General features: G+C 72.1%; 20 protein-coding genes and 1 riboswitch. Of the genes, 9 read left to right on the top strand and 11 right to left on the bottom strand.

The annotated features are described in order from the left end of the window. Position 1 precedes the first annotated feature (1 nt). The gene (locus ACZ66S_RS07720) at positions 2–949 is read left to right on the top strand and encodes an ABC transporter substrate-binding protein (RefSeq protein WP_469900428.1); all 948 of its coding nucleotides are present in this window, start codon (positions 2–4) and stop codon (positions 947–949) included. On the opposite strand, the gene ACZ66S_RS07715 is transcribed toward ACZ66S_RS07720, so the two are convergent. From ACZ66S_RS07715 to ACZ66S_RS07705, 3 genes are read right to left on the bottom strand one after another with little or no spacing between them, the layout of a single operon-like run. Beyond that, complete coding sequence (locus ACZ66S_RS07715) at positions 950–1,678, bottom strand: isocitrate lyase/PEP mutase family protein (protein ID WP_469900426.1); 729 nt, start codon at positions 1,676–1,678, stop codon at positions 950–952. Beyond that, the gene (locus ACZ66S_RS07710; RefSeq protein WP_469900424.1) at positions 1,675–2,145 is read right to left on the bottom strand and encodes a carboxymuconolactone decarboxylase family protein; all 471 of its coding nucleotides are present in this window, start codon (positions 2,143–2,145) and stop codon (positions 1,675–1,677) included. Before ACZ66S_RS07710 ends, ACZ66S_RS07715 begins: the two co-directional genes overlap by 4 nt. Continuing rightward, positions 2,142–2,639 carry a carboxymuconolactone decarboxylase family protein gene (locus ACZ66S_RS07705; RefSeq protein WP_469900422.1) on the bottom strand — a complete coding sequence of 166 codons (498 nt, stop codon included), beginning with the start codon at positions 2,637–2,639 and terminating at the stop codon, positions 2,142–2,144. Before ACZ66S_RS07705 ends, ACZ66S_RS07710 begins: the two co-directional genes overlap by 4 nt. 46 nt (positions 2,640–2,685) lie before the next feature. On the opposite strand from ACZ66S_RS07705, the gene pdxR reads away from it, so the two are divergent. After that, a complete protein-coding gene (gene pdxR, locus ACZ66S_RS07700) occupies positions 2,686–4,107 on the top strand; it encodes a MocR-like pyridoxine biosynthesis transcription factor PdxR (RefSeq protein ID WP_469900421.1) in 1,422 nt (473 codons plus the stop codon). A 94-nt stretch (positions 4,108–4,201) separates the two neighbouring features. On the opposite strand, the gene ACZ66S_RS07695 is transcribed toward pdxR, so the two are convergent. Further along, on the bottom strand, positions 4,202–5,056 hold the full coding sequence (locus ACZ66S_RS07695; protein ID WP_469900419.1) for a DMT family protein: 855 nt from the start codon (positions 5,054–5,056) through the stop codon (positions 4,202–4,204). 136 nt (positions 5,057–5,192) lie between these two features. Here ACZ66S_RS07695 and ACZ66S_RS07690 point away from each other — a divergent pair, with 136 nt between their 5' ends. The 4 genes from ACZ66S_RS07690 (at position 5,193) to ACZ66S_RS07675 (ending at position 9,765) form a co-directional block, all read left to right on the top strand. After that, positions 5,193–5,576 (top strand): hypothetical protein, encoded by a 384-nt coding sequence (locus tag ACZ66S_RS07690; protein ID WP_469900417.1) that lies wholly within the window; start codon positions 5,193–5,195, stop codon positions 5,574–5,576. Between the two features lie 12 nt (positions 5,577–5,588). Next, entirely contained in the window at positions 5,589–6,776 is a 1,188-nt protein-coding gene (locus ACZ66S_RS07685) for a glutathionylspermidine synthase family protein (protein ID WP_469900416.1), read from the top strand. A gap of 444 nt (positions 6,777–7,220) precedes the next feature. Continuing rightward, complete coding sequence (locus ACZ66S_RS07680) at positions 7,221–8,072, top strand: LLM class flavin-dependent oxidoreductase (RefSeq protein ID WP_469900415.1); 852 nt, start codon at positions 7,221–7,223, stop codon at positions 8,070–8,072. 110 nt (positions 8,073–8,182) lie between these two features. After that, positions 8,183–8,272, top strand: a riboswitch (ZMP/ZTP riboswitch). A gap of 41 nt (positions 8,273–8,313) precedes the next feature. After that, positions 8,314–9,765 carry a glycine hydroxymethyltransferase gene (locus ACZ66S_RS07675; protein WP_469900414.1) on the top strand — a complete coding sequence of 484 codons (1,452 nt, stop codon included), beginning with the start codon at positions 8,314–8,316 and terminating at the stop codon, positions 9,763–9,765. A 53-nt stretch (positions 9,766–9,818) separates the two neighbouring features. Here ACZ66S_RS07675 and ACZ66S_RS07670 read toward each other — a convergent pair whose 3' ends face one another. The 4 genes from ACZ66S_RS07670 to ACZ66S_RS07655 form a co-directional block, all read right to left on the bottom strand. After that, entirely contained in the window at positions 9,819–10,472 is a 654-nt protein-coding gene (locus ACZ66S_RS07670; protein ID WP_469900898.1) for a hypothetical protein, read from the bottom strand. Positions 10,473–10,612: 140 nt separating this feature from the next. Next, on the bottom strand, positions 10,613–11,278 hold the full coding sequence (locus ACZ66S_RS07665) for a hypothetical protein (protein WP_469900413.1): 666 nt from the start codon (positions 11,276–11,278) through the stop codon (positions 10,613–10,615). Positions 11,279–11,430: 152 nt separating this feature from the next. Further along, on the bottom strand, positions 11,431–12,345 hold the full coding sequence (locus ACZ66S_RS07660; protein ID WP_469900412.1) for a hypothetical protein: 915 nt from the start codon (positions 12,343–12,345) through the stop codon (positions 11,431–11,433). Next, a complete protein-coding gene (locus tag ACZ66S_RS07655; protein WP_469900411.1) occupies positions 12,338–12,898 on the bottom strand; it encodes an RNA polymerase sigma factor in 561 nt (186 codons plus the stop codon). Before ACZ66S_RS07655 ends, ACZ66S_RS07660 begins: the two co-directional genes overlap by 8 nt. Before the next feature lie 142 nt (positions 12,899–13,040). Between ACZ66S_RS07655 and trpS the strand changes: the two genes are divergently transcribed. Both trpS and ACZ66S_RS07645 read left to right on the top strand, forming a co-directional pair. Further along, positions 13,041–14,054: a tryptophan--tRNA ligase gene (trpS, locus tag ACZ66S_RS07650; protein WP_469900410.1), complete on the top strand. Its 1,014-nt coding sequence runs from the start codon at positions 13,041–13,043 to the stop codon at positions 14,052–14,054. Positions 14,055–14,231: 177 nt separating this feature from the next. Continuing rightward, a complete protein-coding gene (locus ACZ66S_RS07645) occupies positions 14,232–14,816 on the top strand; it encodes a 2'-5' RNA ligase family protein (protein ID WP_469900409.1) in 585 nt (194 codons plus the stop codon). Between the two features lie 71 nt (positions 14,817–14,887). On the opposite strand, the gene ACZ66S_RS07640 is transcribed toward ACZ66S_RS07645, so the two are convergent. Next, a complete protein-coding gene (locus tag ACZ66S_RS07640) occupies positions 14,888–15,643 on the bottom strand; it encodes a decaprenylphospho-beta-D-erythro-pentofuranosid-2-ulose 2-reductase (protein WP_469900408.1) in 756 nt (251 codons plus the stop codon). Positions 15,644–15,699: 56 nt separating this feature from the next. Continuing rightward, positions 15,700–17,073, bottom strand: a complete 1,374-nt coding sequence (locus tag ACZ66S_RS07635; protein WP_469900407.1) for an FAD-binding protein — start codon at positions 17,071–17,073, stop codon at positions 15,700–15,702. A 178-nt stretch (positions 17,074–17,251) separates the two neighbouring features. On the opposite strand from ACZ66S_RS07635, the gene ACZ66S_RS07630 reads away from it, so the two are divergent. Beyond that, the gene (locus tag ACZ66S_RS07630; RefSeq protein ID WP_469900406.1) at positions 17,252–18,163 is read left to right on the top strand and encodes a YihY/virulence factor BrkB family protein; all 912 of its coding nucleotides are present in this window, start codon (positions 17,252–17,254) and stop codon (positions 18,161–18,163) included. Here ACZ66S_RS07630 and ACZ66S_RS07625 read toward each other — a convergent pair. Continuing rightward, positions 18,108–19,403, bottom strand: a complete 1,296-nt coding sequence (locus tag ACZ66S_RS07625) for a D-alanyl-D-alanine carboxypeptidase family protein (RefSeq protein WP_469900404.1) — start codon at positions 19,401–19,403, stop codon at positions 18,108–18,110. The genes ACZ66S_RS07630 and ACZ66S_RS07625 overlap by 56 nt on opposite strands. Positions 19,404–19,492 lie beyond the last annotated feature (89 nt).

Below are 19,492 nucleotides of genomic sequence, written 5' to 3'. Positions count from 1 at the left end.
CATGCGTGTACGTGCCATCGCGGGCGTCGGCGCCCTGCTGCTGCTCACCGGCTGCGGCGCCGCCGACATGACCAAGCAGGCCTCGCCCTTCGCCAACGCCCAGGGCGCGAAGTCGGTGACCCTGTCCGTCCAGTCCTGGGTCGGCGCCCAGGCCAACGTGGCCGTCGCCCAGTACCTCCTGGAGCACGAGCTCGGCTACCGCGTCGACACCGTGCAGGTCGACGAGGTGCCCGCCTGGGACGCGCTCAGCCAGGGCCGCGTCGACGCCATCCTGGAGGACTGGGGCCACCCCGAACAGGAACAGCGGTACGTCAAGGACAAGAAGACCATCACGCCGGGCGGCGGACTCGGCGTGACCGGGCACATCGGCTGGTACGTGCCGACCTACTTCGCCAAGCAGCACCCGGACGTCACGAACTGGAAGAACCTCAACAAGTACGCCTCGCAGCTCCGTACCGCGGAGAGCGGCGGCAAGGGCCAGTTGATGGACGGCTCCCCGTCCTACGTCACCAACGACAAGGCCCTGGTGAAGAACCTCAAGCTGGACTACCAGGTGGTGTTCGCCGGCTCGGAGGCCGCGCAGATCACCCAGATCCGGCAGTTCGCCAAGGAGAAGAAGCCCTTCCTGACCTACTGGTACGCCCCCCAGTGGCTGTTCGAGAAGGTCCCGATGACCGAGGTGAAGCTGCCCGCCTACAAGGAGGGCTGCGACGCCGACCCGGCGAAGGTCGCCTGCGCCTATCCGCACACCCCGCTCCAGAAGTACCTCAACACGGACTTCGCGAGGAGCGGCGGCAAGGCGGCGGCCTTCCTCAAGAGGTTCAAGTGGACGACGGAGGACCAGAACCAGGTCTCCCTGATGATCGCCGACCAGAAGCTGACGCCCGAGGAGGCCGCGAAGAAGTGGGTGGACAGCCACGAGTCCACATGGAAGGCGTGGCTGTCCTGATCACGGGCGGGCCGCGAGCTCGCCGCACAGGCCGCGCAACGCCAGCGCCGCCCGACGCTGGAGCCCCGGCCCGAACGTGACGCGAGTGGCCCCGAGTTCACCGAGTTCGGTGGGCGAGGGGCCCTCGCCGTCCAGCTTCCCGAACACGTTCAGCGGGCCCTCGATCCCCGACCGCAGCAACGGCAGCACCCTCACCGGGGCACCGATCGGATAGACGCAGTCGGCGCCCGCGGCGACGTACAGCGCGGCCCGCTCGACGGCCCGCTCGGGGTCACCGTCGCCGTGGGCGAACGTGTCCACGCGGGCGTTGACGAAGAGCCGGTCACCGGCCGCGTGCCGCACCTCGGCCAGCCAGTCGGCGTGCCGGTGCGGGTCCTTGAGGGCGCCGTTCTCGGAGTCCTCCAGGTTGCAGCCCACGGCCCCCGCCTCCAGCAGCCGCTCCACCAGCTCCTTCGGCTCCAGCCCGTACCCGCCCTCGACGTCCGCCGACACCGGGATGTCCACGGCCGAGCAGACGCGCGCCACCGCGGCGAACATCTCGTCGGCGGGTGTGTGCCCGTCCCGGTGGCCCAGGGCGGCCGCGATCCCCGCGCTGGGCGTGGCGAGCGCCGGGAACCCCGCCTCCTCGCACACCCGGGCGCTGACCGCGTCCCAGGGGCCGGGCAGGACGAGGGGGTCACCCGGCAGCCGGTTCCGGTGCAGGGCACGGAAGACGTCCACACCGCTCACGGCCGATGACCCCCCGGTGCGATCCGGCGCGCGACCATCACCCGGTTCCAGTTGTTGATGGCGACGATCAGACCGATGAGATGGGCGAGCCGGACCTCGTCGAAGTGCCGGGCCGCGGTGGCGTACACGTCGTCCGGCACGAAGCCTTCCCCCGACTTCGTCCCGGAGGTGCTTCCCGTCAGGACGGTCACCGCCTCCGTCAGCGCGAGCGCGGCCCGCTCCCGCTCGTCGAAGACACCCTCGGCCTCCTCCCAGGCGGCCAGCAGGTCGAGCTGCTTCTCGCCCACCCCGTGCTCACGGGCGATCGCGAGGTGCATGTCCAGGCAGAACGCGCAGTGGTTGAGCTGCGAAGCCCGGATGACGACGAGTTCGGCGAGGGCCGGGTCGCCGAGCCCCTGCTTGGCGGCGGCGCTGAGCGCGGACAGCGCCCGGCCGACCTCGCGGTCGAGGACGTCCGTACGGCTCACTGGTGCTGCCCCGCCTCGTAGTGGCCCGGGACCAAGCGGCACGTCACACCGAACCGGTTCCACGCGTTGATCACCGTGACCGCGGCGATCAACTGGGCCAGCTCGGCCTCCTCGAAGTGCTTGGCGGCGTGCTCGTACACCTCGTCCGGCACGAAGCCGTCGGTGAGCACGGTGACGGCGTCGGTCAGTTCGAGGGCCGCGACCTCCTTCTCCGTGTAGAAGTGCTTCGACTCCTCCCACGCGCCGAGCTGGATGATGCGCTCCACGCTCTCCCCGGCCGCGAGGGCGTCCTTGGAGTGCATGTCGAGGCAGAACGCGCAGTGGTTGAGCTGCGAGGCACGGATCCTCACCAGTTCCAGCAGCCGCGGGTCGAGACCCCGGCGGGCGGCGGTGTCCAGGCGGAGCATCGCCTTGTAGACCTCGGGGGCGTGCTGGGCCCAGGCCAGCCGGGGCGTGTGCTCGGGGGTGTACCGGACGGTTTCCTCTGTGGTCATGGCTCGACCCTAGGAGCCGGGCAGCCCAAGGGTATGGTCCACTTCCATGGCGAAACCGCGGGCCACTTCCGGCATCGACCTGCACCTGGAACCCTCCGGCGGGGGTGTCCGGCGGGGCCTGACCGACGCCCTGCGCGAGGCCGTCCGCACCGGCCGCCTCGCCCCCGGCAGCCGGCTGCCCTCCTCCCGCGCCCTCGCCGCCGACCTGGGCATCGCCCGCAACACCGTCGCCGACGCCTACGCCGACCTGGTCGCCGAGGGCTGGCTCACCGCCCGCCAGGGCTCGGGCACCCGCGTCTCCATGGGGGCACCTCCCACGCCCTCAAGGCAGTGGGGGAGTACGGTCGTCCCGCCCACCGGGGCCGCGCCCCGCCCCCGGGAACCCGGGCGCCCCATCCACAACCTCGCCCCCGGCACCCCCGACCTCGCCTCCTTCCCGCGCGCCGAGTGGCTCAAGGCCGCCCGCCGCGCCCTCGCCACCGCCCCCTACCAGGCCCTCGACTACGGCGATCCGCGCGGCCGCCCCGAACTGCGGACCGCCCTCGCCGAGTACCTCTCCCGCGCCCGCGGGGTGCGCGCCGACCCCGACCGCATCCTCGTCTGCGCCGGCATCGCGCACGGACTGCGCCTCCTCGGCGCGGTGCTGCGGGCCCGGGGCGCCCGCACGGTCGCCGTGGAGTCGTACGGCCTCGACGCGCACTGGAACCTGCTCGCGGCCGCCGGCCTGCGGACCGTGCCACTGCCCTTCGACGAACGGGGCACCGACCCGGGGGAGTTGACCGACCAGGACGCGGTGCTGCTCACCCCCGCCCACCAGTTCCCGATGGGCGGCACCCTGCACCGCGACCGCCGGTCGGCCGTCGTCGATTGGGCCCGCCGCACCGGCGGCCTGGTCGTCGAGGACGACTACGACGGCGAGTTCCGTTACGACCGCCAGCCCGTCGGCGCCCTCCAGGGCCTGGACCCCGACCACGTCGTCTACGCGGGCACGGCCAGCAAGTCCCTCGCCCCCGGCCTGCGACTGGGCTGGCTGGTGCTGCCGCCCGGCCTCATGGAGGAGGTGTCGGCAGCCAAGGGCGACCTGGACACCTGCGGGGCCCTCGACCAACTGACCCTCGCCGAGTTCCTGACCTCCGGCGCCTACGACCGTCATGTGCGTGCCGCCCGGCTGCGCTACCGGCGCCGCCGCGACGCCCTCGTCGCCGAACTCGCGCGGCGGGCCCCGCGGGTCCACGCCACCGGGATCGCGGCCGGCCTGCACGTGGTGCTGCGGCTCCCGCCGGGCACCGAGCAGCCGGCGCTGCGGGCGGCGGCCTGGCAGGGCCTCGCGGTCCACGGACTGCACCGTTACCAGCACCCCGACGCCGTCGTCGAGCGGCGCGACGCGCTCGTCGTCGGCTACGGCACACCGCCGGACCACGCCTGGTCAGGAGCGCTGGAGGCACTGTGCGCGGTGCTGCCCGAATAGCACCGCCCCACCGAAAATCACCGGATCTCATTCCGTCGGTAGGGCTCACAACGCTGAGCCCTACCGGCAGCAACTCAAGCAACCCGCACGGGACTCACGGCGCGGGCTCCTGAACGGAATGCGCCGGGGCCTCACCGAACCGGGCCAGGGCCAACGCCCCCGCGACGGCCACCGCGAACCCCAGTACCGCCACCCACGCCAGCCCCTCCCGGGTACGGTCCCCGAGCCACACCACCCCCACCAGCGCGGGCCCGATCGTCTCCCCGATCACCATCCCCGCGGTCGCCGTGGTCACCGACCCCCGCTCCAGCGCCGAGGTCAGCGAGAGGAAGGCCGCGCCGCCGCCGACGAGCAGCGCGTACGTCGCCGGGTTGGCCAGCAGCGCCGACGGCTCGAGCGAGTCGATCAGGCGCACCGCCACCTCGACCACCCCGAACCCGAACCCGGCACCCAGCCCGAGCGCCAACGCCCGCCCGCGGTCCGGCAGCCGCCCGCCCCACAGCGCGAGCCCCAGCACGGCCAGGGCCGTCCCGAGCATCACGTACCCCAGGGCCGCGGGACCGCCCCGGTCGCCCTCCGTCCCGGACGCGATCCCCAACAGGGCCATTCCCGCGCACACCACCCCGACCGCCCCCCACTCCGCCCCGCTCAGCCGGACCCGCAGCAACCGCGCCGACACCACCGCCGTCACCGCGAGACTCGACGCGAGCGCCGCGCCCACCGCGTAGATCGGGACCGACCGCAACGCGGCGATCTGCAGCAGGAACCCCACCCCGTCCAGGGCCAGCCCGGCCAGATACCGCCACTGCCGCACCGCCCGCAGGAACAGCGTCACCGCGAACGCCGACCCCCCGCTGTCACCGCCACCCACTTCCGCGGCCCGGGCCGCCATCGCCTGCAACACGGTGGCCGTGCCGAAGCAGACCGAGGCACCGAGAGCACACACCATTCCAAAGAGCACAAAGTGACCCTAGGGGAGGTGAAGAGAGGTGGGCTGCCTTGGGTGAAGCTCTTACTGATCTCTAAGCTGTCCGCCGGACACACGCACACCAGGCCCACGGCCTGACCAAGGGGGAGACACCGACATGGCGGACGCACGCCGGCAACTTCGCTCGGGCACGGTCGCACTAGGCGGCGTGGGACTGCTCGCCATGGCCCTGACCGCCTGCTCCTCCGACCCCGACAAGCGCTGCGTCGACCGGGACAGCTACACCCTCGGCAAGGGCTACAAGGTCGTCGCCGACAAGAACTGCAAGTCCAGCACCTCGGTCAACGGCTCCTACTACTACGGCGGCAAGAAGAAGGGCACCTGGGTCACGGGCGGCTCCTTCACCAAGAAGTCCGGCAAGGGCTCCGGCAGTTCGTCGGGCAGCGGCGGCAGCGGGGTCGACCGCGGCGGCTTCGGCAGCGGAGGCAGCGGGGACAGCGACAGCCACAGTGGCGTCGGCAAGGGCAGCTCCGGCGGCTGACGGCCGAGCATCATGCGCCGACACACCATCACCCCCCGCCCCGACTGGCAGCGGACCGTCGAGACCCAGGGCCTCGTCTACCCGCTCACCCGTCACCCCGACGGCTCCCTGCGCCCCTACTGGGACGAGAGCGCCTACTACTCCTTCACGCTCCCCGAGGTGGAGGAGCTGGAGGAGACCGTCGAGACCCTGCACCGCATGTGCCTGGCGGCCGCCGACCACATCGTCACCGCGAACCGCTTCGCCGACCTCGGCATCACCGACCCGCGCGTGGCCGAGGCGGTCGCCGAGTCCTGGCACCGGCGTGCCGAACTACCCTCCCTCTACGGCCGTTTCGACCTCCGCCACGACGGCGAGGGCGGCCCGGCCAAGATGCTGGAGTACAACGCCGACACCCCCACCTCCCTCGTCGAGGCCGCCTCCCCGCAGTGGTTCTGGATGGAGGAGCGCTTCCCCGGCGCCGACCAGTGGAACTCCCTCCACGAACGCCTCGTCGCCGCCTGGAAGAAGCAGGCCGCCCTCCTGCCGCCCGGCAGCCCGCTCTACTTCGCGCACTCCTCCGCCGACGAACTCGGCGAGGACCTCATGACGGTCGCCTACCTCAAGGAGACCGCCGAACAGGCCGGCCTGGACACCGACTGGATCTCCATGGAGGAGATCGGCTGGGACTCCCTCTCCGGCCGCTTCGTCGACAACCAGCTCCGCTTCATCCGTAGCTGCTTCAAGCTCTATCCCTGGGAGTGGCTCACCACCGACCGCTTCGCCACCCATGTCCTCGACAGTCTCGACAACGGCGGCGGCACCGGCAGCACCCTGTGGATCGAACCCGCCTGGAAGATGCTCCTCAGCAACAAGGCCCTCCTCGCGATCCTCTGGGAGCTGTACCCCGACCACCCCAACCTCCTCCCCGCCTACCTCGACGGCCCCCGGCACCTGGCCACCACGACCGGCTACGTCGCCAAGCCCCTGCTCGGCCGCGAGGGTGCCGGCGTGACGGTCCACGCGCCCGGCACCGCTGCGGTGCCCCGCGAGGAGCCGTGCTGCTACCAGGAGCTGGCCCCCCTCCCCGCCTTCGACGGCAACCACGTGGTCCTCGGCGCCTGGGTCGTCCAGGACGAAGCGGCCGGCCTCGGCATCCGCGAGTCCTCCGGCCTCATCACAGACGAGTACGCACGCTTTCTGCCGCACGTGATCCTTTGAGGGGGAGGGCGGGGCAGAGGCTGAGGGCGGGGGCGGCAGGCGGCGTCTTCCGGGTGGGGTGAGTCGGGAGCGTTGGCTGGCTCGAGGTGAGCTGGGGTGCGGGCCTGGGTGAGCCGGAGTCCCGCCCGCCGTGGGTCGGAGTGCCGGCCTGGATGAGTCGGAGTGAGGCCCGCCGTGAGCCGGAGTACTGGCCTGGGTGAGCCGGAATGCCAGTCCGACGTGACACCCCCGAGCCGCGCCCCCGCACCCCCTCCGCGGCCGACAAGAAAACGCGTTGTCGCGTCCCGCCCGCCCGCGCTACGGTCACCTCACTCTGACGCACATGCTCTCTTGAGCCATCGCCGCAGAACGGGAGCAGGTCCGCGCACAGCGCGTGGGACCACGGAGGGGCGGCACAGGATCCGGCCGACCGGCGGATCCCGCACGCCCTCCGGAGGACTCTCCATGAACATCGGCCTCGGCCTCCCCATCGACGACCCCGCCGAACTGCTCACCTGGGCCCGGCGCGCCGACGCGGGCCCCTTCCGCACCCTCGGCCTGCTCGACCGTCTCGTCTACGACAACCCCGAGCCCCTCGTCACCCTGGCGACCCTCGCCGGTGCCACCTCCCGCATCCGCGTCCAGACCGAGGTGCTGCTCGCGCCCCTCCACAACACCGCCCTGCTCGCCAAGCAGACCGCGACCCTCGACCGCCTCTCGGGCGGCCGCTTCACACTCGGCATCGGGATCGGAGGCCGCGAGGACGACTGCCTCGCCGCCGGCATCGACCTGCACCGCCGGGGCCGCCGCCTCGACGCGCAGATGACCCTGCTGCGCCGCGCCTGGGCGGGCGAGCCGTACGGAGAGGGCGCCGGTCCCATCGGGCCCGCACCCAAGACCCCCGGCGGCCCCGAGGTCCTCTTCGGCGGCTTCGCCCCCGCCGCCCTCGACCGTGTCGGCCGCTTCGGCGACGGCTTCCTCGGCGCCGCCCTGCCGCCCTCCTTCATGTCCAACCTGTTCCGCGACGCCGAAACCGCCTGGCAGAAGCACGACCGCCCAGGCCGCCCCCGCCTGGTCGCCCAGGCGAACGTCGCTCTCGGCCCGGACAGCACCCTGGACCAGGCCCTCCGCAACCTCCGCGACTACTACGCCTTCAGCGGCCACGTCGCATACATGGAGGCCGGCCTGCTCACCACGTCCCGGCAGATCCGGGAGACCGTCGACGCCTACTTCGACATCGGTGCCGACGAGGTGATGCTCTACTGCTGGGCCTCGGACGCCGACCAGGTCGACCGCCTCGCCGAGACGCTGTTCTGACCTCCACCGCGCCCACGGCTTCGAGGCCCGGACCCCGCGGTCCGGCCTCGAAGCCGTCGCTCGCATGGTGGACGCCGCACAGGTGCCTTTCGGCGTGCCCGGTAGGCTGGCCGACAGGCCGTGACTGGCGCGCTGGGATGGGACGGACCATCAGGGAGCGGCCTGTGAGTGACCAAGTGCCGTGCGCCTGGGCCGAACCGTGAACCGTGACCGCTTCAAGCCACGCAGCCCGGAGGCCGCCATGTCAGAGCAGCAGCCCCTGTCCACCGAGTCCACGGCCTTCCGCGCCGCCCTCGACGTGATCCGCGCCGTCGAGCCGCGCGTCGCCGACGCCATCGGCCAGGAGGTCCACGACCAGCGCGAGATGCTCAAGCTGATCGCCTCCGAGAACTACGCCTCCCCGGCCACCCTCCTCGCGATGGGCAACTGGTTCAGCGACAAGTACGCCGAGGGCACCATCGGCCGCCGCTTCTACGCCGGCTGCCGCAACGTCGACACCGTCGAGTCCCTGGCCGCCGAGCACGCCAAGGAACTCTTCGGCGCCCGCCACGCCTACGTCCAGCCCCACTCCGGCATCGACGCCAACCTCGTCGCCTTCTGGTCCGTCCTCGCCCAGCGCGTCGAGGTCCCCGCCCTGGAGAAGGCCGGCGTCCGCCAGGTCAACGACCTCTCCGACGCCGACTGGGCCGAGCTCCGTCAGGCCTTCGGCAACCAGCGCATGCTCGGCATGTCCCTGGACGCCGGCGGCCACCTCACCCACGGCTTCCGCCCCAACATCTCCGGCAAGATGTTCGATCAGCGCTCCTACGGCACCGACCCCGCCACCGGTCTCGTCGACTACGACGCCCTGCGCGCCTCGGCCCGTGAGTTCAAGCCGCTGATCATCGTCGCCGGCTACTCGGCCTACCCGCGGCTGGTGAACTTCCGGATCATGCGCGAGATCGCCGACGAGGTCGGCGCCACGCTCATGGTCGACATGGCCCACTTCGCCGGACTCGTCGCCGGCAAGGTCCTCACCGGCGACTTCGACCCGGTGCCGCACGCCCAGATCGTCACCACCACCACCCACAAGTCCCTGCGCGGCCCGCGCGGCGGCATGGTGCTGTGCGACGACTCCCTCAAGGACCAGGTCGACCGCGGCTGCCCGATGGTCCTCGGCGGACCCCTCCCGCACGTCATGGCCGCCAAGGCCGTCGCCCTCGCCGAGGCCCGGCAGCCCTCCTTCCAGGACTACGCCCAGCGGATCGTCGACAACTCCCGCGCCCTCGCGGAAGGTCTGATGCGCCGGGGCGCCACCCTGGTCACCGGCGGCACCGACAACCACCTCAACCTGATCGACGTGGCCTCCTCCTACGGCCTCACCGGCCGCCAGGCCGAGGCGGCCCTGCTCGAGTCGGGCATCGTCACCAACCGCAACGCCATCCCGGCCGACCCCAACGGCGCCTGGTACACCTCCGGCATCCGCATCGGCACCCCCGCCCTGACCACTCGCGGTCTCGGCACCGCCGAGATGGACGAGGTCGCCGGTCTCATCGACCGCGTCCTCACCGCCACGGAGCCCGGCACCACCAGCAAGGGCGCACCCTCGAAGGCCCAGCACGTCCTGGACCCGAAGGTCGCCGACGAGATCGCCCACCGGGCCACCGACCTCGTGGCGGGCTTCCCGCTGTACCCGGAGGTCGACCTCGGCTGACCCGCGTCCTCTCTTGAGTTGTCAAGGAGCGGTGGCTCCTGGACCGGTGACTCCTAGAGATCGATGAGTTCCTGTCGTGGTTCGTCCCGCGGCGGTCCGGCTCCCGGCCCGACCGCCGCGCGGCGTATCAGCCGCGTGCCGCCGATTCCCGCAGCGAACCCCACGACGAGCCCCGGCACCGCCCACCACACGCCGTGGTCCGGTCCCTCCGACCGCTTGGCCTCCGCGCCCGGTCCGCCGGCGGCACCGCCGGCAAGTCCCGCGAGGCCCGCCCGGTCGAGCCGGTCGTAGACCTCCCGCGGGGCCCGGTGCCAGCGGATGTCGTCGTCCTCCCGCTCCGGCGCCGGATCCGAACGCACCCACGGCGTGCCGTCCCCGGCGAGGAACAGTTGGTCCTCCCGCGCCACCGCCACATCACCTCCCGGCGCCGAATCCGTCCGGGGCCAGCCGCCGACCCCCGTCAGCCCCCACAGCACGGTGAACCGCACCGCCGGATAGCGGCCCTCCTCCCACGCGCCCGACACCCGCTCGGTGCCCGTGTACGTCGGTTGCAGGAGCTGCCACAGCCGCGTGAAGTACGGCTCGTCGGCACGCACGGCTCGCGCCCGCCCCGAGTGACCGGTGACGACCATGGCCAGGTCGGGCCTGTCCAGGCCCGCCCGCCCGGTCGGCGGTGTCGCCGCACCGGCCGCGGGTGCCGCGAGCACGGTCACCACGACGGCCAACGGTGCGAGCACCGCGAGCGACCTGTGTCGTGTGCGCCGGAGTAATGCGAGTCTGCTCCGCACTGTCATCCCCCTCGATCGACTCGGCCTCGCTTCCTCAAGCTCGCGAGCACCTCCTTTCGTCACACATCACGCAGTTCCTGGCGCGGCCCCGGCTCTCGGCGCGGCCGCTCCCACGGCTTCCGCAGCACGAGCGGCCGCAGCACCAGCGCCAGTACCGCCCCCGCAGCCAGACCGGGAAGCGCCCACCACCACTCGGTGTCGTCGTCGACAGTGGAGGCCGAGCCCGCGGACGCTGTCGTGTCCACCGCCCCCGCCTCGCTCCCCGGCCCGCCCGCAGGGGTCGGGAAGATGGCGTGGCCCTCGCCGGAGACCTTGCCCATCACGCCCAAGTCCTTGAGCAGGGAACGCAGTTGGGCGGGGTTCTTTGTGAGGTGCCAATGGCCGTTCACCGTCTCCGGGACGTCTGCCGCGGTGTGTATCCACACCTGGTTTCCGTCCGCCACCGGGAAGACCTGGTCCAGTCGCCACGGTGAGACGTCGTGTGCCATCCAGGTGACGTTGATCTGCCGGGCGGCGAGCAGATTCGCCTCGGGCGGCTTCGTCCGGGTGCCCGCGCTCGGGGGACCGAGCAGCCGCGCCAACTCGCTGTACTCCTCTTCGGAGCAGTACAGCGACGCCGTCTCCCCGCTCTCCGGCGAGACCACCAGCACGCTCGTCGGGCCGCCCGCCGACGCGGACGGCGCACCCCACACCGACACGGCGAGCACGGCCGTCAACACCCCCATTCCCGCCGTCAGTTCACGACAGCGACCCCTCAGTCCACTCGCGACGCTCCTCATGCCGACCCCCAACAGACGATCCCCGTGCGGCCCGTCCGCGAGCCGCGTGTCACTTCTGGTACACCGCCCGGCCCGGCGGGGTTCCCACTCCGCCCGCACTAATCCGAGGGCTTCCCGACGCCCTCGCCCTGCGGCTCACCGACGGACCTCGCGATCTCCACCGCTCGCGCCTTCGACGGGACCCCCTCCAGCCGCAGCGTCACGTCCGCCGCGTCCGGGACGCCCGCCCGGTGCATCCACAGCAGCGTCGGCCCGGCGGTCCGCTGCTCGCGGACGTAGGGGGAGCCGGACGCGTCCACCAGCCAGAAACTCAGCAGATGGGGCCGCGGGAACCACAGAGCCGTGTCGTGGACCGCCCCGGGGTCCGAGGCGTCCCCGCGCAGCGAGAGCCACTCCGGCTGTTCCCGCACCCGCTTGGTGAAGCCGATGTCCAGCCGCGCCGGGTACTGGTCCAGCCGCACGGTGTGCCCCCGCTCCCGCCAGCACAGGCTCACCAGGGACCGCCCCCGCGGCTCGGCCGTCACCGTCACCGCGTCCGGCGCCCCGAGCGCGGCCGGCACCAGCGGCTCGAACCCCGCCCGCCGTTCGGCCTGCGCCAGTGACAGCGAACGCCCGCAGCCGGGGACCTGCGCTCCCGGCGAGGGCACCGCCGACGGGTCGTACCGCACCTCGACGCCGCCGAAGTCGAACCAGTCCAGGACCGCCGCCCGCACCGGAGGAGTGAGCGCGAGGACCGTCAGCAGCCCGCACAGGGCCGCGGTCAGCGAACGCCACCGTGCCCGCGTCCACCGCCGCACCGCCCGCAGTCGCTCCACGGGCCCCGTGGTCCGGGCCACCGGGGCGGGCAGCCGCTCGGCGAGTATCTGCTCCAGCACCCGCTCCACCATCGACTCGGTCCCGCCCGCACCCGGGGCGTCGAGCGAGCGCCCGAGCGCCCGCAGCTCCTCGGGCAGCCGGGAAGCACGCTCCCGCGCTCCCTCGCCCGGGCCCTCACCGCCGTAGGACTCACTCACGCTCGTCACCCCCTTCCCGGAGCTCCACGTCGGGCAGCAGCTTGCCGAGTTTGCGCAGCGCGCGGTTGAGCCGGGACTTCACGGTCCCCCGGGGCCAGCCCAGGGCCTGGGCCGTCTCGGACTCGTCCATCTCCAGCAGATAGCGGTAGGTGACGACCAGGCGGTGCTCCTCGCTCAGCTTCCGCAGCGCGGTCTCCAGCGCGGCGCGGCGCTCTATCTCCACGGCCGCCGTCGCCGGGTCGGCCGACTCCGGTATAAGCGGTTCGGCCTCCACGAGGGCCGCCTCGCGGCCGACGAGGGTGCGTTGGCGTGCGGCCGTGCGCACTGTGTTCCTCGTCTCATTGGCCACGATCGACATGAACCACGGCTTGAACGCCGAGCCCTCCCTGAAGCGGCCCAGCGAGCAGTACGCCTTGACGAAGGCCTGCTGCACCACGTCCTCCGCGTCCGCACCCGCCCCGAGCGCGGCGGCCGCTCGCAGTGCCAGGCCCGTATGGGCCCGCACCAGCTCCGCGTACGCCTCCGGCTCTCCGGCGCGTACGCGTGCGATCACCGCGGCCTCATCGACGATGCGGCCCCCCTCCCGCGTCCTCACATGTTGGGTACACCGCCCGGACCGAATCGGTTCCCACCCGTGGCACATCTGTTTCCGACTGGTTCCGGATCGGCCCCCGGCACCTGAGAGAATGGTGGGCATGGCCTCTGATCGACCCCGTGTGCTCTCCGGAATCCAGCCCACCGCAGGCTCGTTCCACCTCGGCAACTACCTCGGCGCCGTCCGCCAGTGGGTGGCCCTGCAGGAGTCCCACGACGCGTTCTACATGGTCGTCGACCTGCACGCGATCACGGTTCCGCAGGACCCGAAGGAGCTCACGGCCAACACCCGCCTGGCCGCGGCCCAGCTCCTCGCCGCCGGCCTCGACCCGGAGCGCTGCACGCTCTTCGTCCAGAGCCACGTCCCCGAGCACGCCCAGCTCGCCTGGGTCATGAACTGCCTCACCGGTTTCGGCGAGGCCTCCCGCATGACCCAGTTCAAGGACAAGTCCGCCCGGCAGGGTGCCGACGGCGCGAGCGTCGGCCTGTTCACCTACCCGATCCTCCAGGTCGCGGACATCCTGCTCTACCAGGCCAACGAGGTCCCGGTCGGCGAGGACCAGCGCCAGCACGTCGAGCTGACCCGCGACCTCGCGGCGCGCTTCAACGGCCGCTTCGGCGAGACCTTCACGATCCCGAAGCCGTACATCCTCAAGGAGACGGCGAAGATCTACGACCTCCAGGACCCGTCGATCAAGATGAGCAAGTCGGCGTCCACGCCGAAGGGCCTGATCAACCTCCTCGACGAGCCGAAGACCACCGCCAAGAAGGTCAAGAGCGCGGTCACGGACACCGACACCGTCATCCGCTACGACGTCGAGAACAAGCCGGGCGTCAGCAACCTGCTCACCATCTTCTCGACCCTGACCGGCACGAGCGTCCCGGAGCTGGAGCAGCGGTACGAGGGCAAGCTCTACGGCGCGCTCAAGACGGACCTCGCCGAGGTCGTCGTCGACTTCGTCACGCCGTTCCGGGAGCGGACCCAGCAGTACCTGGACGACCCGGAGACGCTGGACTCGATCCTGGCCAAGGGCGCGGAGAAGGCCCGCGCGGTCGCCGCGGAGACGCTGTCCCAGACGTACGAGAGGGTCGGCTTCCTGCCCGCCAAGCACTGACCGCCCCGGCCCGTCGGCACCGGCCGCCGGGCGTACCACCGCACACCAGCACCACCGGGCAGAGCGCTGCACATCACTATGCCTGCGCCTGCCCACAGCACAGCCGTGGCCGTACAGTCGATAGGCGGACGGCTGGGAACCAGTCCGACAGGACGACCGGGACGAACAGGAGACGACGTGGGGACCGTAACGATCGGTGTGTCGATCGCGGTCCCGGAGCCTCACGGCAGCCTGCTCCAGGAGCGGCGCGCGGGCTTCGGCGACGCCGCGGCTCACGGCATCCCCACCCATGTCACCCTGCTGCCGCCCACAGAGGTCGCGGACACCGCGCTGACCGCCATCGAGGCGCACCTCACCGAGGTCGCCGCGGCGGGCCGGCCGTTCCCGATGAAGCTGTCCGGCACCGGCACCTTCCGGCCCCTGTCACCCGTCGTGTACGTGCAGGTCGTACAGGGCGCCGAGGCCTGCACCTGGCTCCAGAAGCAGGTCCGTGACGCCTCCGGGCCGGTCGCACGGGAACTCCAGTTCCCCTACCACCCGCACGTCACGGTCGCCCACGGCATCGACGAGGCGGCCATGGACCGCGCCTTCGAGGAGCTCGGCGACTTCGAGGCCGAGTGGCCCTGCACCGGCTTCGCGCTCTACGAGCAGGGCGCCGACGGGGTGTGGCGCAAGCTGCGCGAGTTCACCTTCGGGGGATCGGTCGTGCCGCCCCAGGCGGGACATGTGGAGCGCGGCTCCCTGCCCACGAGCCAGTGGTAGCTCCCGGTACAGCCGCTCTGTAACTCCTGGTACAACCGACCGCACCGCCGTTCCGCGCGCCATACCTGGAGTTACAGCGGCAGGCGCCGGAACAGCGCCCGCGGCACGTGCCGCACCGCCGCCATCACCACGCGCAGCGCTCCCGGCACCCACACCGTCTCCGAGCGGCGCCGCAGACCCAGCTCGATGGCCGCCGCCACGGCCTCCGGAGTGGTCGCGAGGGGCGCCTCCTCCTGACCGGCGGTCATCCGCGAGCGCACGAAGCCCGGCCGTACGACCATCACGTGCACGCCCGTGCCGTGCAGGGCGTCGCCCAGCCCCTGCGCGAAGACGTCCAGGCCGGCCTTGCTGGAGCCGTAGATGAAGTCGGCGCGGCGGGCGCGCTCGCCGGCGACGGAGGACAGCACGACGAGCGAGCCGTGCCCCTGGGCCTGCAACGCGCGCGCGGACACCAGGCCGGCCGAGACGGCACCCGTGTAGTTGGTCTGCGCCACCCGCACCGCGGCGACCGGCTCGCGCTCGTCGTGGGCCTGGTCGCCGAGGATCCCGAAGGCGAGCAGCACCATGTCGACGTCACCCTCGGCGAACACCTTGCCGAGCACCGCCTCGTGCGACTCGGGGTCCAGCGCGTCGAAGGCGACGGTGCGGACCTCGGCCCCGAGGCCACGCAGTTCCGCGGCGGCCGACTCCAGGCCGGGGGAGGGGCGCCCCGCCAGCCACACCGTGCGGGTGCGGCGGACGACCAGACGGCGGACGGTGGCCAGCGCGATCTCGGACGTACCGCCGAGGACGAGCAGGGACTGGGGGATGCCGAATGCGTCCTTCACGAGCAGCTCCTTGCGAGGGCTTGGGTTGTACGGGCGGCCGGGGCCGGGCGGCGGACTCAGAGGGTGAGGCGGCGGGACAGGTCGGAGGTGAACACCCCGCGCGGGTCCAGCTCCGCGCGCAGCGCACGGAAGTCGTCGAGGCGCGGGTACATCGCGGCGAGCAGCTCCGGCCGCAGCCGGGAGTCCTTGGCGACGCAGACCCGCCCGCCGACCGCTGCCACCTCCTCGTCCAGCTCGTCGAGGAGGGCGCCGAGTCCCGGCAGGGCGGCCGGGACGTCCATGGCCAGGGTCCAGCCGGGCACCGGGAAGGAGAGCCATCCGGGGTCCGCGTCCCCGAACCGCTGGAGAACGGCGAGGAACGACGGGCACCGCCGTCCCGAGACCCGCCGCACGATCCGGTGCAGGGCCTCCTCCTGCCCGTGGCCGACGACGAACTGGTACTGCACGACGCCGCCGCGGCCGTAGACCCGGTTCCAGTGGGGCACGGCGTCCAGGGGATGGAAGAACGCGGAGATCCGCTGCAGCCGGCCGGTACGCGCGCGGGGCGCCCGCCGGTACCAGAGGTCGTTGAACAGCCCCACGGTCGTGCGGTTGACGAGCCCGTCGGGCAGGAGCGCGGGCGGGGCCGGGAAGCGCCCGGGCCGAAAGGCCAGCGGGTCCCTGCGCGCGCGGGTGCCGCCGGTGAGCAGTCCCGGCCTCTCCAGCGCCTCCAGCGGCGCGTGGTCGCCCCGGGTGAGCACCGCCCGCCCCGTCGCGGCCCCGCGGGCCAGCAGGTCGATCCGGGCGACCGAGTAGCGGTATTCGCGGTCCCCGGTCGTCAGACGGACCATCAGGTCGTCGAGGTCGCGCGCGCGTTCCGTGTCGACCGACATCAGCGAGGTCTCGACCGGCTGGAGCTGGACCGTCGCGGTGAGGATCATCCCGGTCAGACCCAGGCCGCCGGTGGTCGCGTCGAACAGGGGCGTGCCGCGGCGCACGGTGCGGATCCCGCCGTCGGCGGTGAGGAGTTCGAAGGACAGCACATGGCGGGAGAAGGAGCCGGACACATGGTGGTTCCCGCCGTGGACGTCGGCGCCGATCGCGCCGCCGACCGTGACGTGGCGGGTGCCGGGCGTCACCGGCACGAACCAGCCGAGCGGCAACAGCACCTCCATGAGCCGGTGCAGGGAGACGCCCGCGTCGCACAGGACGGTGCCGCCCTCGGCGTCGATCGCGTGCACGCGGTTCAGGGCGGTCGTGTCGAACACCTCGCCGCCCGCGTTCTGCGCCGCGTCCCCGTAGGCCCGCCCCAGGCCCCTCGGAATGCCGCCGCGGGCCCCGCAACCCCGGACGGCGGCCACGGCCTCCTCGTAGCTGCGCAGACGGATCGCACGGGCCGCGGTGGGGGAGGTGCGGCCCCATCCCGTGACGGGAACGGTGTCGACAGACATGCCGGTGACCGTATCGCCGCTATAGAGGCGATTTGTTCATAAACCTCATCCCTCTACCCGAAATGGGTGATTAGTGGGATGTCGCTCAATAGTGCCGCAGCCCCGGAGCCCTCTTTCGGCGCCCCGCTTTTCGGGGTACTCACACATCGGTCTTCCGTACGGAGGGCAGGATCCGATCATGGACTGGCTGAAGAGACTCCCCGTCGTCGGGCCCCTCTGGGTGCGCCTGACGGCCACGCACGCGTGGCGGTCCTACGAGCGGCTGGACCGGGTGAAGTGGACCCGGCTGGCCGCCGCGATGACGTTCACCAGCTTCGTCGCGCTGTTCCCGCTGCTCACCGTGGCCGCCGCGATCGCCGCCGCCACGCTCAGCAGCGAGCAGCAGAACGACCTCCAGGACAAGATCGCCGACCAGGTCCCCGGCATCTCCGACCAGCTCAACATCGACGACCTGGTGCAGAACGCCGGCACCATCGGCCTCATCGCGGGCGCCGCCCTGCTCTTCACCGGCATCGGCTGGGCCGGCTCGATGCGCGAGTGCCTGCGCGCGGTGTGGGAGCTGCCCGACGAGGAGGAGAACCCGGTCCTGCGCAAGGGCAAGGACCTGGGCATCCTGGTCGGGCTCGGCGGCGCCGTCCTGGTCACGCTCGCCATCTCCACCGTCGCCTCCGCGCTGGTCGACTGGATCGGCGGACAACTCGGCCTCCAGGAGGGCGGCGCGGGCCGGGCCCTGCTGCAGGTCGCCGCGTTCGTCATCGCCGTGCTCGCCGACTTCCTGCTCCTGCTGTACGTCCTGACCCTGCTGCCCGGGGTCGAGCCGAGGCGCCGCAGGCTGTTCGTGGCCGCGCTGACCGGAGCGGTCGGCTTCGAACTGCTGAAGCTGCTGCTGAGCGGCTATATGCAGGGCGTGGCGACGAAGAGCATGTACGGCGCGTTCGGCGTCCCCGTCGCCCTGCTGCTGTGGATCAACTTCACGGCGAAACTGGTGCTGTTCTGCGCCGCGTGGACGGCGACGGGGAGCAAGGAGCAGGAGCTCACGGACGGGGCGAGCGACGACGTACCAGATCCGGCAGCGGCCAGCGGCGGTTGACGAGGAACGCGGCGCCCGCGAGCAGCACGAGGAGGCCGCCGGCGATCGCGAAGGCCGTCTCCATGCCGCGGGAGCCGCCGTCGGCCGCGGCGGACGCGACGGGGCCGTCCGAGGCCTTCGGGCCCGCGGACTGACCGGAGCCCCCGGAGCCGCCCCCCGCCTGCCCGGAGTTCCCCGACTGGGCGGCGCCCTTCGGCGGCACCAGCTCACCCACCGGCTGGACCTTGCCGGCCGCCTGGAAGCCCCAGTCGAAGAGCTTCGCGGTCTCCTTGTAGACCTCGTTGTGCCCTTCCTTGGACGGGTTCATGACGGTGACGAGGAGCACCCTGCCGTTGCGCTCGGCGACACCGGTGAAGGTGGCCCCGGCGTTGGTGGTGTTGCCGTTCTTCACACCTGCGATGCCCTGGTACTGCGAGATGTCGTAGTCGCCGCTCAGCAGCCGGTTGGTGTTCTGGATCTCGAAGGGCGTGCGGACCGTCTTGCCCTTCTTGTTCTTCTTGGTCTCGCCGGGGAACTTCGCGGTGACCGTCGAGCAGTACTCGCGGAAGTCCTTCTTCTGCAGCCCGGAGCGGGCGAACAGGGTCAGGTCGTAGGCGGAGGACACCTGGCCGGGGGCGTCGTAGCCGTCGGGGCTGACCACGTGCGTGTCGAGGGCCTGGAGCTCCTCGGCGTGCTCGTTCATCTCCCCGACGGTCTTGGCGACGCCCTTGTTCATCGCGGACAGGACGTGCACCGCGTCGTTGCCGGAGCGAAGGAAGACACCGAGCCACAGATCGTGGACCGTATACGTCTCGCCCTCCTTTATCCCGACCAGGCTGGAGCCCGCGCCCATGCCCGCGAGGTCGGTGGGGACGACCTTGTGCTTCTCGGTCTTGGCGAACTTCGGCAGCAGGGTGTCCGCGAAGAGCATCTTCATGGTGCTCGCGGGGGGCAGCCGCCAGTGCGCGTTGTGCGAGGCCAGCACATCGCCGGACTCGGCGTCGGTGACGATCCAGGACCGCGCGGTGATGTCCTTCGGCAGGACCGGGACCCCGCTCGCGAGATTGACCTGGGTGCCCGCGAGACCGAGCCGCGCGCCGCCCACGGTCGACATCTTCGCCGGGGGAGTGACGCTGGGGGAGGCGCTCGGGGTGGGGCCGGGGGCCGCGAGGGCGAGGGGCGCGGTCAGCGCGAGGGACGACAGGGCGGCGGAGGTGACCAGCAGGGATCGCCCGGCGGTCTTCTTCAGGGGTGCGGACACGCTCAGGAACGTACATGCCGCCGACGGCGAAGTCCCACCGCCCTCCCCACCCCGGCCGCCGCACCGCGCGGCGGCTCGCGATACTGGAC

The sequence above is a fragment of the Streptomyces sp. NPDC107471 genome, assembly GCF_055582845.1.
Note: the sequence above shows the minus strand (reverse complement) of the source record. Positions and strands in the feature narration are given on the sequence as shown.

What these genes read in the sequence shown, in the direction of transcription:
- ACZ66S_RS07675 (WP_469900414.1), top strand. Translation starts at nt 8,314, where the DNA reads ATGTCAGAGCAGCAGCCCCTGTCCACCGAGTCCACGGCCTTCCGCGCC.
- ACZ66S_RS07635 (WP_469900407.1), bottom strand. Translation starts at nt 17,073, where the DNA reads ATGTCTGTCGACACCGTTCCCGTCACGGGATGGGGCCGCACCTCCCCC.
- ACZ66S_RS07685 (WP_469900416.1), top strand. Translation starts at nt 5,589, where the DNA reads ATGCGCCGACACACCATCACCCCCCGCCCCGACTGGCAGCGGACCGTC.
- ACZ66S_RS07720 (WP_469900428.1), top strand. Translation starts at nt 2, where the DNA reads ATGCGTGTACGTGCCATCGCGGGCGTCGGCGCCCTGCTGCTGCTCACC.
- ACZ66S_RS07695 (WP_469900419.1), bottom strand. Translation starts at nt 5,056, where the DNA reads ATGGTGTGTGCTCTCGGTGCCTCGGTCTGCTTCGGCACGGCCACCGTG.
- trpS (WP_469900410.1), top strand. Translation starts at nt 13,041, where the DNA reads ATGGCCTCTGATCGACCCCGTGTGCTCTCCGGAATCCAGCCCACCGCA.
- ACZ66S_RS07665 (WP_469900413.1), bottom strand. Translation starts at nt 11,278, where the DNA reads ATGGGGGTGTTGACGGCCGTGCTCGCCGTGTCGGTGTGGGGTGCGCCG.
- ACZ66S_RS07680 (WP_469900415.1), top strand. Translation starts at nt 7,221, where the DNA reads ATGAACATCGGCCTCGGCCTCCCCATCGACGACCCCGCCGAACTGCTC.
- pdxR (WP_469900421.1), top strand. Translation starts at nt 2,686, where the DNA reads ATGGCGAAACCGCGGGCCACTTCCGGCATCGACCTGCACCTGGAACCC.
- ACZ66S_RS07690 (WP_469900417.1), top strand. Translation starts at nt 5,193, where the DNA reads ATGGCGGACGCACGCCGGCAACTTCGCTCGGGCACGGTCGCACTAGGC.
- ACZ66S_RS07630 (WP_469900406.1), top strand. Translation starts at nt 17,252, where the DNA reads ATGGACTGGCTGAAGAGACTCCCCGTCGTCGGGCCCCTCTGGGTGCGC.
- ACZ66S_RS07705 (WP_469900422.1), bottom strand. Translation starts at nt 2,639, where the DNA reads ATGACCACAGAGGAAACCGTCCGGTACACCCCCGAGCACACGCCCCGG.